Genomic DNA, 17978 nt, shown 5'->3' on the forward strand with positions numbered 1-17978 from the left:
GTTACTATCCCCTAACCACGGAGGTCCTGAAGGAATGGGGCTGTCCCTTCAACGTCAGAACGATTGTCATGGATGTCATAATCGTTGTCTTTTACCCATCCAATAATTTTGGCTGGAATCCCACCAACAATGGCACCTTCTGGGACGCTTTTTGTCACCACGCTATTTGCGCCGATGATTGCATTGTCACCAACAATAATTGGGCCGATGAGTATACTATTGGGGCCAAGGTAAACACGACTGCCTATTCGAGGTACCTCTCGATAAGGGCCTTTACCTGCTGTTTTGCAACCAACACCTATGTTGCACATTTCTCCAATCACCGTTCGATCATGAAGTAATACGCCCATCCCTTTGTAAGCAAACATGCTCCCTTTGCCAATCTGACACTTGGCAGAGACTCGACTTCCATATAGAACAAATATGAATAGCTGAAATATCTCGGGAATTATCGGTACTTTTTTTAGATAGAACCAACGTGCAATACGATATAGAGCGATAGCATTAGGCATGTGAACAACCTGAATTTAAATGAGAATTTTGACGAGCTAGCAACCTTTCCCTAAGTGACTTAGCTAAGTACAGACAGGTGAAGAGTAGAAGCAATGCTGGGGTTTTTGTTGTTAGAGAGTTATTGGTGATACTGACCAGAGCAAAAGACAGGATAGTTACGCGTTCAATATAGTTGCCTGATACAGCAAAGTAGCCCAAAGGCACAAAAACCGTTACAAACAGAGGAACAGCACCTACAAGCCCAAAAGTGAAAATCCAACCGACCAAATAGTTTTCTATGACATCAATGTCTAAGTAGAGCTCAATGGACTCAAGTAGACGATGGCTTGCACCAAATATCCACTCTCGAACACTTAATTGATCGATTAAGTAGAATACGTCCAATCTAGCCGACGCGCTGCCATCAATATAAAGTTTTGATGCAATTCGTTCCGTAATGCCAGACTCAACCAGCAGGTACGCACCAGCCCAAAACGCGAAATATCCGATCAGCATAAATAGAGCGATCTTTTGCTTATTGTCCGGAATTCCCTGAGTAATGGCTTTCCATAACATGGGAGCAAAAGACACCGATACTGCACAAATAAAGATAGCTAACGCAGCTCTACCGCCGAATGCGAATAACGCTAGCGCAACAATCAGCATATACACAAAGCCTGGTAGCTTGGTTTTGTTGGCAACGAGCAGCGCAATGCTGACCGTTATCAGCGCGTTATTAAGCGGGTGAGTAAGAAATGCCGTTGAGCGAAAGAAAGAAAACTCCTGAAAATCAACCTTGACCAGGCGAAAATGGAGCATGTATTCCATCACTGCCACAAGCGAATTAAGCAGTATGAGATAGGCAATCAGTTTGAGCAGAAAGGACTTTTGATCATCGTTAAGATAAGCCAGTAGCGGTACGATCAAAACTGGCGCCAAAAACGTATTAACCAAATAGGCCATCCCTGAAGAACCATGAATGGCAAAACCATATAGGATCACGAAAACATTGCATGCCAACGCAATCAGCCAAAAACGGTAATAGCTGCCTAACCGTTGGGCAATACCTTTCATCCCATCAAACAGAAATATCAACCCAAACCCCATGAGAATCAGGTAGGAGTACAAGTGGATCTTAAACAGTGGCGATCCACCTTGAGATACATACGGCACCCCAAGATCTTCTAGCATGTAACCACCAAGTAGAATCGATGATGCAATAGCGATAAAAGGCAATAGATAGATCTTAGACAGCACCTTGTCTACTCCTTAGCTTGAGTAGCGATGAGCGAACTTCAAAGCTGTTCAGCAGCAAATGCGCCAAACCATAAACCGCAAAAGCAATACCAATCGAGATAATCAGAGCCAAGACATTGTTGATTTGACCAAGGAATGGCTGGATGACAAGAATCGCTAGCGCCATCCCCGCCGTTGCGATCACGGTTTTTAGCAAGGATTGAGGAATGGGGTATCGATATCCCGCCTTCCAACCAACAAAGGCCGTTAGCAAGAGGCCCACAAACATGGCCAATAAAATGCCGATTGCTGCTCCCAATGCGCCAAATTGAGGAATAAGAGCAAAAGCCGCCAGCACTTGAACAAGTAATACAACCGCCATGATCAAAGGCACGTACTTGGTTTGTAATGTAAACTGCAAACCATGATCAAAAAAATGTGCGCGTAAGTTAAACATCAAGGCGGCAGCGGCGACCAAATAAAACGTGGTTAGGTCGATATCTGCGTACGCATCACCAAGGAAAATGCCCACTAATGCCGGAGCGAGTAAACACAGGCCAGTAGTCGCGGGTAAGCTCAGTGCAAACAGTAAACCGCTATACATCTTGTGCTTTGCAATTAGGCGTGCTCTGTCTTCGGTAAGTTTGGTGAGTTCTGGATAAAGCGGTAGAGCAATGGCCATAAAAACTAACGCCATAATGCCAAACAATAGATTCGCAATCGCGGCATATTGCCCTGCTTGTTCAAGCCCAGTGAGATTAGCGATAAAAAGACGATCACTTCTTGCTGCCAGTATGCCCAATAGACCAGACAACATGAGCGGTGCGCCGTAAGAGAACAGCTCTTTTTTAAGCGCGGTTTCCGCAATCACTTCCCTGTGCCACTCTCCAGCACCAACACACATCGCAAACCCTATCGAGTGACTCACGACTAAAGACAGCAACGCCATTTCAAGAGTGGGGAATAGTGATAGGAATAGCACGGTTGCGAATATCGACAAGATCGCCTGAGTCATTACAGCTCGGCGGTAGTAGTCCGCCTTCTGGTTCACACGCGCGAATTCAGTCGCAAACAGATAGAGAGCTTTAGCAACAAAGAAGGCGTAAACCTCAAAAAAGACACGCCATTCAAACTCTGTCAGCAGAGCGACCAAAGCACCAATGACAAAGAAAGAGAAGAGGATATTGCCAATCAACCAACGAACAACCGCCGCACTGATCTGTTTCTGCCGATCCAGTTCCGCACTCGGATAGAAACGAATGAGGCAGTTATTGATCCACTGAACTAATACTGAACGTGACGCTTCCACAATCACCATCAAGACGGCGAGAAAACCGTATTCTTCTGGCAAAAGGAAGCGAGTCTGTACTGCAATAAGTCCAAACAAGCTGAGGGCCGAAAAGATCTGAACAGGAGCATAGGTGAGCAGTTTTTTGATCACAACAACTCTCCGTAGAGCTTTTGGTACTCATCGACTACAGCACGCGGTGAAAACTTAGCTTTCAATGACTCGGTATCCACCTCAGGCAGATTGTGCAAAAACTGCAAAACGTTTTCAGTTTCCTTTTCGGAACCATCAGCCAATGTGTAGTGCACACCAGCAGCGCTAAAATAGGTTTGTTCTTCCTGCAAAATGCCCACTTCAGTTGCGATCACAGGTAGGCCAGAGGCAAGCTTTTCTAATGGTGCAAGGCCAAACGTCTCCTCACGGGAAAGAAACACACCAACATCAGAATTTTCATACACTTGCTTGATTTGCTCCACATTCATTGGGCCAAGCCAAACCATTCTTTCAGCAACACTTAACTCTTCTGCCAGCGTGTTAAGCTCTCTGGCATAATTCTCATCGACAGGACCAATAATCTTAAGCTCTACATTGATAGTACTCGCTAACTGAGCCAACAACCTGATGATCTGGTCGACTTGCTTGCGTGGTGAGATTAAAGAGCAAGTCACCAACCGCAATGTCTCTGATGTTGATCTTTTTGTTTGCTTAAAGTACACATCATTCACCGGATTGCCCACCTTGTGCGCTTTTGCACGCAAAGCGTTTGGTAACGAATCAAACAAGATATCACCCACATAAGTTAACCGATCGGCAGAACGTAAACTGAATGCTGGAAGCACGGTTTCAAAAATTAAGTTGTTGAGCCAACTACGACGTTTTCTAGCGACTTTACCCAATGAGTGCAAGGTAAGCACAGAGTGAGCATTACCAGTTGGTAACAGAGGGAGACTGGGCAGGTGGCTGTGGATCACGTCAGGCTGAAAGCGACGAGCAAGCTCACTTAGCTTAACGTTCTGAAAAACAAAGCCTGGTACAGGTACCCCTAGAATTTTCCCTTTGCTAGCAATGAAAGTGACATGAGTTCGCTCATTGAGCTGAATTCTTTGGTTCAACTCTTGTTGAGAAGAACCTACCTTAATTGCCAGAATTTCATACTCAAAACCCTTAGGCGCGCTGAACTCAAGTGACTGAACTATTTGCTGGCAGACGGAGTCAACGCCACCGGCGTTATCACTTCCCCATTTAAGGGTACTCAATGGCATCACTAGGAGGACTTTTTTCATCATCGAACCTTTAGCGAGAAGGCTCAGAGAGTGAATGACTGAGCCACTTCACTCTCTGATTCATATCACGCCAGAACACCTCTTGTATCAATGACCACTTTCTTGCTGAAAGCGAGTTTGTCTGCGGCTTTAAATTGCTTATGATCGACAAGGACCACAACAACATTCGCCACTTCAAGAGCACGTTCTAGATCCATAAATTCAACGCCCGCTTTAACCAGATTTTCCGGCAGCGAAGAAATGTTAGGTTCGACAGCGATCACCTGCCCCACATCCTCATTGGCAAGCTTTGTTGTGATATCCAGTGCTGGACTTTCTCGCAGATCATCAATATCGGCTTTAAACGCTAAGCCTAAACAAGCGATTACGGGCTTTTTGAATTCATCTGCAGCTTGTTTAACCTGATCAATCACCCAATGAGGCTTGCCATCATTCACTTCACGAGCTGTCGCAATCACTTTCGCTTCTTCTGGACAGCTGTTCACGATGAACCATGGGTCGACAGCGATACAGTGTCCACCAACACCCGGACCCGGGTTAAGAATATTCACACGTGGGTGGCGATTAGAAAGTTTGATCAATTCCCAAACGTTGATCTTCAACTTTTCACAAATAAGAGACAGTTCATTGGCGAATGCAATGTTCACATCGCGGAATGAGTTTTCAGTCAGTTTAGCCATTTCCGCCGTACGAGAATTCGTAAGAATACATTCTCCGCGCACAAAGGTTTGATAAAGTTCAACGGCACGCTTGTTACAGGCGTCGCTCATACCGCCAATCACGCGATCGTTGCTCACCAATTCCTGTAGAACATAACCCGGTAATACCCGCTCAGGGCAATGTGCAACTTTAATATCAGCAGCATCTCCGCTTTGTTGTGGGAACGTCAGGTCAGGGCGAGCTTCTGCTAACCAGCCAGCCATTTTTTCAGTAGCACCCACTGGTGACGTACTTTCCAATACCACTAAGTTGCCTTTTTCAAGCACTGGTGCAATTGCCTTTGCGGCACTTTCTATGTAACTCAAATCAGGCTCGTGGTTGTCACCTTTAAATGGTGTTGGAACCGCAACCATAAACGCATCGGCTGCTTCAGGAACGGTTGTTGCCTTTAGTTTACCTGTCATTACCGCACTGCGAACAACGATATCCAAATCCGGTTCAACGATATGAATCTCACCTTGATTGATGGTGTCCACCGCATGCTGATTGACATCAATACCAATAACTTCAATTCCGCGTGAAGCAATAACCGCAGCTGTTGGTAAGCCGATATAGCCTAAGCCTACAACTGAAACCTTGTTAAACATTGTGTGTTCCTTAATCTTTAAAGCGCTAAAATATCTGCAATTCTTTGACAAGCCTGCCCATCACCATACGGGTTGTGGGCCTGACTCATGGATTCATAGGCTGTTTGATCAGTCAAAAGCTGAGTGAGCTCGCGACAAATCAAATCGCTGTCCGTACCTACCAGTTTGACCGTTCTCGCTTCCACAGCTTCAGGTCTTTCAGTGGTATCTCGCATAACCAAAACGGGTTTGCCGAGAGATGGAGCCTCTTCCTGTATACCGCCAGAGTCCGTCAATATGATGTGAGCCTTATTCATCAGATAAACAAATGGCAGATACTGTTGAGGCTCCACTAAATGGATGTTTGGAATGTTTTTGAGTAAGCGATTGACTGGTTCTTGTACGTTCGGGTTTAGATGAACCGGATACAAGATCTGGCAATCTGGATGACGCAATGCCGTATCAGACAGCGCCTGACAGATACGCTCAAAGCCGCCACCAAAGCTCTCTCTTCTATGACCAGTCACCAGAATCAGTTTCTTGTCGGATTCAAGCATTGGGAACACACTGTCTAGTGTCGCTCTAAGATCTGAATCGTTTTCAATCTTGTCGCGGATCATGAACAGCGCATCGATAACCGTATTACCCGTCACATGAACATTCGTGGCAGGCACGTTTTCATCAACCAGATTCTGTAAAGAGGTTTTTGTGGGCGCGAAATGGAATTTCGTTAGGCAACCTGTAAGTTTTCGGTTCCCTTCTTCAGGCCATGGAGAGTAGATGTTTCCAGTTCGAAGACCAGCTTCAACATGGCCAACCTGAATTTGCTGGTAATACGAGGCGAGCGTCGCACCCAGAGTTGTTGCCGTGTCACCGTGAACCAAAACAACATCAGGTTTAAATTCGCTAAGAACCTTTTCCATCCCCGTTAAAATCTTGGTTGTCACCGTTGTCAGTGTTTGACCCGGTTCCATAATATCGAGGTCATAGTCCGGTTCGACGTGGAAAAGCTCTAATACCTGATGCAGCATTTCTCTGTGCTGCCCAGTTACACATACTTTGGTTTCAAATCGAGAATCACTTTTCATTTGATGAACCAAAGGCGCCATTTTTATTGCTTCTGGTCGCGTACCAAACGTAATCAAAACCTTTTTCACAACACTTGTTCCCTGAATTAAGCCAAGAGTCATTTATCGCTATCGATAAAAATTCAAATAATACTTACCCAACCGAACCTGAGCCCGGCAAGACAATAGGAAAATAAATACAAAGATAAAAAATGAGCCTTATATATAAGAAAGACTCAATATCAATTAATAAACAGTTCTTCTGATATGTCTCATTTTTAATAACTGGAAAAATTAAATTTATGCCGCTATTGACGTAATATAATTGAGTACACCGTCACTTCCCTGTTCAATCAGCTCAAAGGCCTTCTGGTGACGAACTTGACTCCCTTTATATGGGTCGGGGATTTCTTTTTCATCAACATCGGAATACGAAAGAAACAACGCAAGTTTGTTTCTGTACTCCCTAGGGCAGAGGTCATATAACGCAGCCAAGTTTGCCTTATCTGCTGCTAACACCATGTCATAGTTAGAAAAATCATTTTTCGTCACTTGTGTTGCAGTCAAACCATTCAGGTCATAACCGTGCTGGCTCGCTAATGATTGAACTTGTCTGTCTGGCGAGTTGCCAACCTGATCTCGAATAGTTCCAGCACTGGCAATATTGAGTACTAAGCCACGCTGCTGTGCTTTTGTTTTCAGAACAACTTCAGCAAGTGGTGATCGGCATATATTACCCATACAAACAATAAGGATCGAAGGCATACTTTCCATAACGACTAACCAAATTTTATATATATTTTTTCCAAACTATAAATCGGCTATAGGTTATCTTATTGATGTAATCTAAGTTGTCTCAATTTTGAGTATATAAAATAATTGCTAAACAATATTTGAGTTATTATTCCAATTATAATCCGCCACACTTGTATGCAAATCCATTCTTCTACTAAGAAGAACGACTTTCCAAAAGCACATTACAACTTAGCTGCTACTTATCTATAGCGTTCCAATTGTGTGAAATTATTGTTAACTGTCAGTAAGTTGCATTGATATCCCTGTGAGCAACGTCTTAGAAAGCACTTTCCATTTTTGCTCATCTGTATTGTGTGACCATCAGCGAAGAAATTATCCGTCAGCTTCTGACAATGTCATTATCCACAATAACTTTAAGGAATTGCTCTATGTTGTATTTTGAGTTTCTCTTCCTGCTGTTAATGCTCTATATCGGTTCACGCTATGGTGGTATCGGTTTAGGTGTCGTATCAGGAATTGGGTTGGTGATCGAGGTCTTCATCTTTAAGATGCCACCAACATCGCCACCTGTGACGGTCATGTTGATCATCCTTGCGGTGGTAACCTGTGCATCTATCTTGGAAGCTGCTGGTGGCCTGAAGTATATGCTGCAAGTGGCAGAGAGACTTCTGCGCAAAAATCCCAAACGCGTGACACTCATCGCCCCTTTCGTCACTTACTCAATGACGTTTCTCTTAGGTACCGGCCACGCTGTCTATTCCATCATGCCTATTATCGGCGATGTAGCATTAAAAAATGGTATTCGCCCTGAGCGACCTATGGCAGCATCTTCGGTGGCTTCTCAGATAGCGATTACCGCGTCACCTATATCGGCGGCTGTGGTCTACTACCTCGCTCAGCTTGCCGATATTCAGCATGACATCACTTTGCTATCCATCCTGATGGTGACAGTTCCTGCAACGCTGTTTGGTACTCTGCTGATGTCTCTCTATAGCCTGAAGCGAGGAAAAGAGCTGAACGATGACCCAGAATATCAAGCGAGGCTCAAAGATCCCGAATGGCGCAAGCGCATCGAGAGCACAACCGCTACCTCTCTCGATGAAGTGCTACCTGCATCGGCTCGCAACGCAGTGCTGATCTTTCTTGCCTCCATCATAACCATTGTCATTATCGCGATGGTGCCGGAAATACGCACCGTTGTTGAGGGTGATAAGCCAATAAAAATGTCCGTCATTATCCAGATGATGATGCTGTGTTTTGGTGGTGTAATCTTGCTGGCAACCAAAACCGACCCCCGCGACGTCCCCAACGGCGTGGTTTTTAAGTCTGGTATGGTCGCAGCTATTGCCATCTTTGGTATTGCATGGATGTCCGACACATACTTTAAATATGCCATGCCTCAATTCCGTTCGGGTATCGTCGAAATGGTGACCAGCTACCCTTGGACATTCGCTTTGGCGCTGTTCATCGTCTCTGTTGTGGTCAACTCTCAAGCAGCGACTGCTCGTATGATGCTCCCTGTTGGTCTAGGGCTCGGCTTAGATCCTGCCCTATTGATTGGTTTGATGCCTGCCGTTTACGGCTATTTCTTCATCCCGAATTACCCTTCAGATATCGCCACGGTAAACTTTGATACTTCCGGTACAACTAAAATCGGTAAGTGGTATTTCAACCACTCATTTATGTCTGTCGGCTTGATAGGTGTGATTGGGGCATGTTGCCTAGGGTACGTGCTAGGCCAGGTTGTTATCGGTTAAAAACATGAGATAAAACAAAGCGCCCTCAACCTAGCCTGAACGAGGTTGAGGGCGCTTTTCTATCCAGAATTACTGATCGTGGACGATAATGTGCTGATCAAGCAAGGTCGATATAATTTGCGAGGAATCCATGCTGTTGAAGTCAATTTGTTGACCTAAATCCTCCACCAGAATAGTTTGCTCTCCATTTCCATTGCCATCAGGGTGCACTTTAAGTTCAATATCATCTCCATCAACTAACTTTGCATCCAAATGGGACAGTAAAGTATCCATATCCACATTAGCTTGCTTCAGTTCAGGTAACACTTCACGCAGGTCAATCTGATCTCCTTCAGCAATACTGAAATCGGTAATAGTGTCCGTCGCACCATCATCAATTTCATGCCAAATAAAGGTATCTTCACCAGTTCCACCTGTCAGAATGTCTGAACCTAAACCACCATCAAGAATATCGTCACCAGCGCCGCCTAGTAAGGTGTCGTCGCCAGCACCACCGATGAGAGTATCATTGCCAGTTCCTCCTTCGATTCGGTCGTCACCGGAACCCGCCTGCAACTCGATACCTTCGTCACTTCCCAATAGCTGGTTATCTTGGCTAGAGGAAGAAACATCAATATCGGAGATATCATTGGTCACGTTAAGGTTGATATCAATAGGTGCTGATTCAGCCGTAGAGCTATCCGTTTCAGTCGACACCGTTGTCAATTGAATGGTATGTGCCCCTTCCTGTGCACCGACGATAGAGACGCTATCAATATCATCTGTAGGCACAACAACTTTACCGTCCACTGGAACCAGTGTTCCTGACGATGTTTCCACCGTTGATCCAGCAGGAAGTCCCGACAACTCTAGAGATAGAGCTTCATGGACATCCGTGAGTGCCGCAACGATCCCCAGTAGAGCGATACCATTATTGCTTGCTGTAAGGCTGGCATTAATGTTCTTCACATAATTGTTATCTGGCGTAATCGATAGAGTTGGCGCGTTGGCAACAGGCGTAATCGTGATCGGTTTTTGCGTTGTCTCCGACATCACCATGCCTGAAGGGTTGCCTGAATCCGTTGCAGTAATGGTGAGCATCACGCTGTCAGATGGGGCGTGCGTCGCATCAAAGGTTACACCTGTGCCGGCAGATGGAGAATCCAGCAGGGCATTCAGTTCACCAATAGTGCCCGTCAATGTAATTGAACTGCCTGACGACGGAGTCGCTGTGATAGAAGAGCCCGCAGGTATGGTTACATTCAGCTGTCCAAAATCGACACTGAGCGTGACAGTCATAGCATCATTAGCAAATGCATCGACATAGTCTGCATCACTAACGGAGATTCCGCTGATCAACTGGCCCGAAGACTCATTGATGATGGTCGTAATGTCGTCCACATCAATCTCAGGCTTATCATTTACCCCTATCACAGACAGTGAAACCGTACCTGTATCTTGAAGGAAGTCATTGACCCCTTTCGTTGTACCATTGTCCTCAATGGTATAGCTGATGGACACATCACCATTAAAGTCATCTGCTGGCATAAACGTCCAAGAAACACCATCAGGGTTAAGAATCAGTGTACCTTGCTCTGCGGGGACAGAGATTGACTTAACCACCAAATCATCACCATCAATGTCATTGCTGGCGGCAATCAACTGCGCGGCGGTGATCTGAATACTGCCTTCTTCAAGAATATCCCCTAGGTCAAGATCACCAGCTTGAGGCTCGTCATTCACTTCAGAGACATGAATAACGAATGACGTTTCGTTGGTGTTTGAGGTATCTGGGTTTGCAGCATCCACCGAACCCACGTTGCCTTGATCGTCGATGTGGGCCGTCACTTTAACGCCATCAGTGTCGATCAAATCATTGCTGTTTTCATCCGGCTTGAATGTGACAAGGTCTTGAGCAAGAGCCGAGTTGATGTCAGCGACTTTACCCGTAATTGTCACAGTCTGGCCTGATGCATCCACCGAGACGGTGAGCCCATTGTTAGCTGCTATCGTGGTGTTTTGGAATAGCTCGCCGCTATCTACATTTAAAGTCAACGTGTATTCAGCATCGGGATCATCAAGGCTAGAATCCACATCGGACACCGTGAAGCCTTTAATCGCCACGACAGTATCTTCTGCGGTCTGAATATCAGCGATATTGTTGAACTCTGGGCGGTCATTCACCGCTTCAACATCAACGGCGACATCAAAGACCTGATTCGTTGTCGGACCAAGATATTCATTGCCATCCGCATCTTTATCCACCGATTGGACGGTAACTTTCAGGCTATCTTCATTCCAAGTTCCTTTGTTGTGATCCCCGGAATTAAACACAATCTTGTCGACTTCCTGAGCATCGACACGCAGCTCCCATTTACCATTGCCTAGATTGGTCGCAGGTGTCACACCATCTGGGTAGTAAATCGTCGCACCGTCCGGTACTTGCTCAACAGTAATTAACAATGTTTCTGGCTGATCCTGAGCAGAATCACCCGGTAACAGATCGGTTTTATCAACGATACTCGCGTTGATAGCAATGTCGATATTCTCACCTTCATTACCAGTCACACTGCTTATTGGGTCAATGTCTACCACATCGCCAACAGGGGTAACATCAATGGTGAATTGCCCTTGATGTGCAGTAGGCTCTTGTAACAGTTGCTCTTGCGTAAACACAGTAATTCCAATATTGGCAGTGCCACTGAAATGCTCTGCTGGGCGAATCGAAATCGCTGACAGATCGATTTCTGTTACGCTCGGGTCAGTCAATTGAATAACCCATTCACCACCACCACTGTTCTTAACCACAAAGTCAGACGAAGTACTGGTTACCGTAAAGTCATCAGGCACACCCGTTAGTTTGGCTGAAAGGAATTGCTCTGAGCCATCCGTGTCATTCAATGCGATCGACAATCCAGAACCACCTGAAGTGAGCGAAATGTCGGTATCTTCATTACCAACCACAACGATATTGTCCGCTGCGGTTGGCATAGTGACAGGATCCAGGACTGGCGTGATATCAATGTCCACGTTCTGCGTGAAGGTGCGCTCACTACTCGTATTGGAAACTTGCGTCGTACCTGTGGTATCAAAAGTGGTTTGGTCAACCACCGTGCCTTTCACTGTAAAGGAGATTGAATTACCACTGCTATCCGTAGGATAGTTTTCTCTAGGTACAAAGTACAACCCATCCAATGCAGCCTGAATAACCGCAGGATCGTTAGAATCAACGACAAACACACTGCTGTCTGGTTGGATCGGGTCACCATTCACATCAGCGAAATAACCCAAGCTAGAGTCAGGTAACGTGATTTCAACTCTCGTCAGTGTTTCTTGGCCTTGGTGACTATCGTTGCGAACATCTGCCAAATCAATATCAAGATCTAACTTGATAAGATTATCTTCCAGTGCATTAGCGTCCAGCTGAGTACCCGTGCCTTTTTCAACTGAAGTCGCACTCAGGCTTATTTCAGGAGTGACATCGCTGTCGAGAGGCTGCCCCTGCTCGCCCGCTCCCGGCGCTATATCAACTACCGGTATCACAGCGACAGGGATATTAAGCTCAACACGATTCTCATCACCTGATGCTTTATCCGTGGTGACAAAGGTAATAGGCAAGTTGAAGTCACCTGCATAATCTTCAGGCAGTTCTAGTTTTAGGCCATCAGGAATAGAAAGACTGCCGTCAGGGTTGATGGTTGCCTCAAACAGATAAAGATTATTGGCGAAATCGTACTCAGCCCCGATGACCTTCAGACCACTTACTTCTGCCGGAATATCGTTCGGGTCAATCACAATGGTGAACTGGTCCGCGACATGATCCGCAGTGCTCACATTGCTACCATCGACACCAATTTGGACAACATTGCTTATCTGACTACTAAGGTCAACGTAGTTGTCTTCGACTCCTGTGATAATGGCGTCTGGAGTCGTCACTTGCTCTATAACCGCAGCTTCGCTGTTTTGATCAATAACATCATTCGGGAAAGTAAGATCCACAGTGGTCGATTTCTGACTCACTGGGCCATTCTCGTTTTCATCACCTTTATCGTAAACCTGAGCGACAAACTCAACGGTCAAGGTACTGCTCGGTAACCCATTACTATCGGTGTAATTTAGGCCATCAGGGGCGACAATGCTGAAGTTTTCTTCGTCAGTGACTGTCCAAGAGCCATCGCCATTATTCACAGCACCTGTGACGAACAGTTGATCCAAATCATCGCCTGAAATACCGACAAAACGAACCACCACTTCTTTGACTAGTTCATCCGAACTCGGATCAAGATCTTCAAAGAAAATAACATTCGCATCACCATTTTGATCGTTGATAGTGAAGTCTATACGACCATCTGCATCGTCAATCGTGGTAACAACAGCATTATTAGATTTAACCTGAAGATCACCATCACTCTCAACAATTGGCCTAACCACAACGGTGAGTGAACCCGTCACTTCTTTAGGGGTAACACTGTCCCCATTATTATCGGCGTCATGCTCTTCGATGACCAATTTGGTCTGTAAGTTCATGTCGACGCTAGAGTCTTCTGGCGGCTTAACACGCACGACAGGTTGGCTGGAGTTTTCGTCCAACCCAGTGATCGTCAATGTATTGGTAACATCATCATAAATCGCGGTGCCGCCTGTGTAGTTAGCCACTGGAACGCCATCAATCGTAATCTCAACATCTTCAGGGAAACCTGAAATAGTAATGGATGAGACGAACTCATAATCACGATCATTGGTATCTGGTGCTCTGTCAGGATTCTCTGCATTTTGCAGATTCCAAGGGACGACGATAAAGCTGTCTTCGTTACCTGTAGAAGTCCTACTGTAAGCGTCATCACTACCACCGGCATCAATAACAGGAACAACTTTAACCAGAATACTGCCGTCAACTTCTCTGATGTGGCCGTCATTCTCCGTAACGATAACTTTCGTCGTTATGTTAATGTCTTCCGTCGAATGTTTTGGCGGTTCAACCGTAATACCTGAATTGTATTGCTCTTGAGTAATATTGGCCTGATAAATAGGGCCATTAGCATCACTACCTACATATACCAAGTCAATTGCACCACCATTACTGTCGTACAATTGAACGCCATCAGGAATATCCGAGAGAAGTACCGTTATCGATTCAGAGTTATCATTGACACCATCTTTTTCTTCACCCGACAGGACGGCAAAACTCAGCTCAATACTGGAGTTTTCATTAATGACAACCTGCGCACCTGCATTGCCATTACCGTCTGTGTAGCTGTACCAAGTATCAAGCTCAGCACCAGTGTCAGGAACATCTGGTACATCTGGGATGTAAGGGATATCAGCGACACCTTTTACAGACACATGAACGGTTTTACCTGCCCCCATTTCGACCACATCGGTAACCTGAGAGCCATCGCCAAGCGTTGCGGTATCTTTCACCACACCTGTCGCCTCAAAGGTAAAGTTCTCGTTGGAATGCAGAGGTGGCTGAATCTCGACTTTGTCTAAGTCAGATTGTGCAATCTCATAGTAGCTACCACTAACATCAGTAATCAGGGGTAGTGGATCACCTGAACCCACCCAACGCACTTCAAAACCAGTTAGCGGCTGACCATTTTCGTCAGTGAAATCAGATAAACGGACATACAGGACTTCAGAAGTATCTCCCGGAGTATCGATGTCAGCCGTTGAATTGAGCGTGATGACTTTATCGAGTGTAAACGGTTCATGATCGGTATCGGGATCGACTGTGTTCTGACTCGCTGCGTTATCCTCAAAAATGGAAATACGATTGACCGAGAAACTACTGTCATCCGCTACTGGCGTGACATTGAATACCAGCTCTTGCACAACGGACTCGGCAGTTTCTTTGCCAGAACCAGCATTGGAGCTTTCTTCGGTCAATGCTTTTGCGTCAAACTTAATCGCACCAGAGAAGTTATCCCTCGGATTTAGCTGAACACTGTTGATGTCATCAGAGCTGATCAGATAAACGCCTGGAGATGACTCTGCAATGACGTTTCCTGATGCATCCAGTAACTCAAACTCGCCTTGACCTTGAGTCACTTCAAGACGGTACGTAATCGTCTCTGGATTACTGGTATCTTGTGTCACCGCACTCAAGTTGAGCGTCTGATGAGCACCATCCTCTGTTAGCGTGTATTCGTAGGTGCTATTGGCATCATCCCAGGTGGCAATATCGGCGACACTTTCCACTTCAATTCTGAAGCTCGAATTCAGCTTATGATCCAACGTACCATCGTTGTCAATTTCAAGCTGGTACTTGATCTGGATACCTGATTCATCGGTCGAGTAGTTTCTGTCCGGTACAAAATACAGGTTGGTGATCGTGGTGATTTGATCGCCATCACCATTCACACTCGATGTCTGATCAATCAAAGAGCCATCAATGTAGATTTTGCCTCTGTTGTTTGGTTCAAGTTCGACGTATTGGCTGCCGTCAAAGTAGTAGAAGGTACCGTGGTGATCTCCCGCCTTGATCGTCATACCACCGATAGATTCGTTGTTATCCGCATCATACAAATTCGCTTGAAGCAAAATCTGTGTTGGAGAGTCAAGACCCGTGATACCGCTCTGGTTATCCTGAACGTTAGCGGTATCAACGGTATTCGGATTATTTGGATCGTAGTCAATCGACGGATCACGACCAGATTCTTCGAAAGTCGTAACTTTGAGAGCGATTGCTGACGCTTTCCTATCGACGATGGTCAGATCCAATTGCGCCGTTGAGGTATCTTTGTCTCCATCCGTCGCAGTCACGTCAATACTAAATTCAAACGTATCACCATCATGTTCTAGGTTATCGTACGCTTTGAAACGGATGTCACCATTAGAGTTGATTCTCAACTCACCCAGTTCGCGGATATCTCTTGTTCCGTTACCAGTATCATATTCTTCGTAAACTTTGATCGTTTGATTGCCAGACTGAATATCGACACTATCGACATAGGTACCATTTTCACCACCAAATTTAATCACTGAAGTACCGTCTGTAGTCCCTTCAATCATCGTAATAGCAGCGTCATCAGCCCCTTTATCAGTGGAGGCTTCAAACATATTCACTCTCTTGAAACCACTGCCTTCAACTCTAGAAATCGAGTGGTCAGTCAACAATGGAACATCATCGACGACGGTAATAGGTAGAGTAATCTCAGCTGACTCATCTCCATCAAAATCTGTCGCTTTGATTGTAAAGTCTATTTGGACGCTGTTTTCACCCGCACCGTCTGGATGATCAAGAGGTTTAAGTAATTCAAATTGATAGCTGTTGTCTGATGTATCAAAAACAATTCTAAATACTGGCTCATGACCATTTTCAGTCATTGCTGTATAAGTGAACGTCGTGCCACTGGTTTGGACAGCAGCCCACTCAAGCGCTTCGCCGTCAGCAGACAAGCCATCTAACGTATCATCTGCATTAGTTAACTCATATTCCACAACACTGTCAGCGCCTTCAGCGATAACGAAGTTACCATTAATCGTGGTGTTTTCAGAGCGATCCGAGCCAATACCCGCTAGGTCATCTTCGTCGACAGATGTTTCCCCTGTCGATCCCGTTAGTACAGGTTGATCATCAATAACTTCAATTGGCAAGCGGACAGCTGGTGAAGTGTCGTTGTCTTTATCGATCGCAACCACATCAAACGGAATGGTCAACGTATCGCTGTTTTGTGCATGGTCCAAAGCTTTGAATTGGGTGTAAGTATAATCACCGTTGTCAGACAGCACTAAAGTGAAGATCACTTGACCGCCAGCCACACCTTGATAAGTGGTCGCGCCGGCAACGCCATTCACCTCAGAAATCGTAACGGCTTGCCCATTAGACGTTAGACCATTTTGTGTATCAGCTATATTTACCAACTCATAGGCAACAACTCCATCAGCCCCTTGTGAGGTGACAAAACTACCTGTCGCAACGGCGACTGCACCAGACGAATCAGAACCTGCTGCCGTGTCATCTTCATCAACGACAAACGTGCTTGATGGGTCAATAGAGCGAATTGTCGGGCTATCATCGCCAATCGTAACAGGCAATGTAATGCGGTCGGTGTCGCCATCGGTGTCGGTCGCCACCACTGTGAAATCAAGGCGTTCACTGTCGCTGTTGGCGTCATGGTCAATCGGACCTTTCAGCTCAAAGGTGTAGCTACCATCAGGGCGCAACGTCAGTACAAACACATCGCCATCCACGCTTGAAGCCGTGTACGTCGCCACACCATCGGCATCGATGGATTCAGAGAGCGTCACCGCTTTGCCCTGAGAAGTCAGGCCATCAATCGGGTTAGTGGTCAGGTCAAGCTTGTAGCTCACTACCTTATCCGCACCTTCAAGCGTGGTGAAGTCTCCGTCTTTGCTCACGCGTGTCGCGTCTGGGCTAGTGCCACTGGCTAAGTCATTCTCATTGAGGATTAACGCCTCAGCCGATGCGATGTTCGGGCTATCATCGCCAATCGTCACAGGCAGAGTAATGCGGTCGGTGTCACCATCGGTGTCGGTCGCCACCACCGTGAAATCAAGGCGTTCACTGTCGCTGTTAGCGTCATGGTCAATCGGACCTTTCAGCTCAAAGGTGTAACTGCCATCAGGGCGTAACGTCAGCACAAACACATCGCCATCCACGCTGGAAGCCGTGTACGTCGCCACACCATTCGCATCGATGGATTCAGAGAGCGTCACCGCTTTGCCCTGAGAAGTCAGGCCATCAATCGGGTTGGTGGTCAGGTCAAGCTCGTAGCTCACTACCTTATCCGCACCTTCAAGCGTAGTGAAATCTCCTTCTTTGCTCACGCGTGTCGCGTCTGGGCTAGTGCCACTGGCTAAGTCATTCTCAT

The 17978-nt window shown here is 45.9% G+C and carries 9 protein-coding genes; 1 reads left to right on the top strand and 8 read right to left on the bottom strand.

Going from position 1 to position 17978, the window contains the following annotated elements; all coding sequences use genetic code 11:
* Positions 1 to 11: 11 nt before the first annotated feature.
* The 7 genes from IX95_RS08050 to IX95_RS08080 all read right to left on the bottom strand — a co-directional run bounded on the left by IX95_RS08050 (position 12) and on the right by IX95_RS08080 (position 7417).
* Positions 12 to 512: a serine O-acetyltransferase gene (locus IX95_RS08050; protein ID WP_019276013.1), complete on the bottom strand. Its 501-nt coding sequence runs from the start codon at positions 510 to 512 to the stop codon at positions 12 to 14.
* Positions 505 to 1749, bottom strand: a complete 1245-nt coding sequence (locus tag IX95_RS08055; RefSeq protein WP_051912502.1) for a VpsF family polysaccharide biosynthesis protein — start codon at positions 1747 to 1749, stop codon at positions 505 to 507. The genes IX95_RS08050 and IX95_RS08055 overlap by 8 nt, the downstream gene beginning before the upstream one ends.
* A complete protein-coding gene (locus IX95_RS08060; protein WP_038158492.1) occupies positions 1739 to 3169 on the bottom strand; it encodes an oligosaccharide flippase family protein in 1431 nt (476 codons plus the stop codon). Before IX95_RS08060 ends, IX95_RS08055 begins: the two co-directional genes overlap by 11 nt.
* Entirely contained in the window at positions 3166 to 4299 is a 1134-nt protein-coding gene (locus IX95_RS08065) for a VpsD family glycosyltransferase (RefSeq protein WP_038158494.1), read from the bottom strand. The genes IX95_RS08060 and IX95_RS08065 overlap by 4 nt, the downstream gene beginning before the upstream one ends.
* 65 nt (positions 4300 to 4364) lie before the next feature.
* Positions 4365 to 5606: a UDP-N-acetyl-D-mannosamine dehydrogenase VpsB gene (gene vpsB, locus IX95_RS08070; protein ID WP_019276017.1), complete on the bottom strand. Its 1242-nt coding sequence runs from the start codon at positions 5604 to 5606 to the stop codon at positions 4365 to 4367.
* Between the two features lie 17 nt (positions 5607 to 5623).
* A complete protein-coding gene (wecB, locus tag IX95_RS08075; RefSeq protein WP_038158530.1) occupies positions 5624 to 6742 on the bottom strand; it encodes a non-hydrolyzing UDP-N-acetylglucosamine 2-epimerase in 1119 nt (372 codons plus the stop codon).
* Between the two features lie 210 nt (positions 6743 to 6952).
* The gene (locus IX95_RS08080; RefSeq protein ID WP_021458205.1) at positions 6953 to 7417 is read right to left on the bottom strand and encodes a low molecular weight protein-tyrosine-phosphatase; all 465 of its coding nucleotides are present in this window, start codon (positions 7415 to 7417) and stop codon (positions 6953 to 6955) included.
* 419 nt (positions 7418 to 7836) lie between these two features.
* Between IX95_RS08080 and IX95_RS08085 the strand changes: the two genes are divergently transcribed.
* On the top strand, positions 7837 to 9165 hold the full coding sequence (locus IX95_RS08085) for an anaerobic C4-dicarboxylate transporter (RefSeq protein WP_021458206.1): 1329 nt from the start codon (positions 7837 to 7839) through the stop codon (positions 9163 to 9165).
* A 69-nt stretch (positions 9166 to 9234) separates the two neighbouring features.
* On the opposite strand, the gene IX95_RS08090 is transcribed toward IX95_RS08085, so the two are convergent.
* On the bottom strand, positions 9235 to 17978 hold an 8744-nt coding region (locus IX95_RS08090; protein WP_051912506.1), incomplete at its 5' end, for a T1SS-143 repeat domain-containing protein.

The organism is Vibrio sp. B183, assembly GCF_000740665.1.
Classification (GTDB): Bacteria; Pseudomonadota; Gammaproteobacteria; order Enterobacterales; family Vibrionaceae; genus Vibrio; species Vibrio coralliilyticus.

Bases quoted from the DNA above. Each gene is read 5' to 3' on its own strand.
- IX95_RS08050 (WP_019276013.1), bottom strand. From the start codon at position 512: ATGCCTAATGCTATCGCTCTATATCGTATTGCACGTTGGTTCTATCTA.
- IX95_RS08065 (WP_038158494.1), bottom strand. From the start codon at position 4,299: ATGAAAAAAGTCCTCCTAGTGATGCCATTGAGTACCCTTAAATGGGGA.
- vpsB (WP_019276017.1), bottom strand. From the start codon at position 5,606: ATGTTTAACAAGGTTTCAGTTGTAGGCTTAGGCTATATCGGCTTACCA.
- IX95_RS08080 (WP_021458205.1), bottom strand. From the start codon at position 7,417: ATGCCTTCGATCCTTATTGTTTGTATGGGTAATATATGCCGATCACCA.
- IX95_RS08085 (WP_021458206.1), top strand. From the start codon at position 7,837: ATGTTGTATTTTGAGTTTCTCTTCCTGCTGTTAATGCTCTATATCGGT.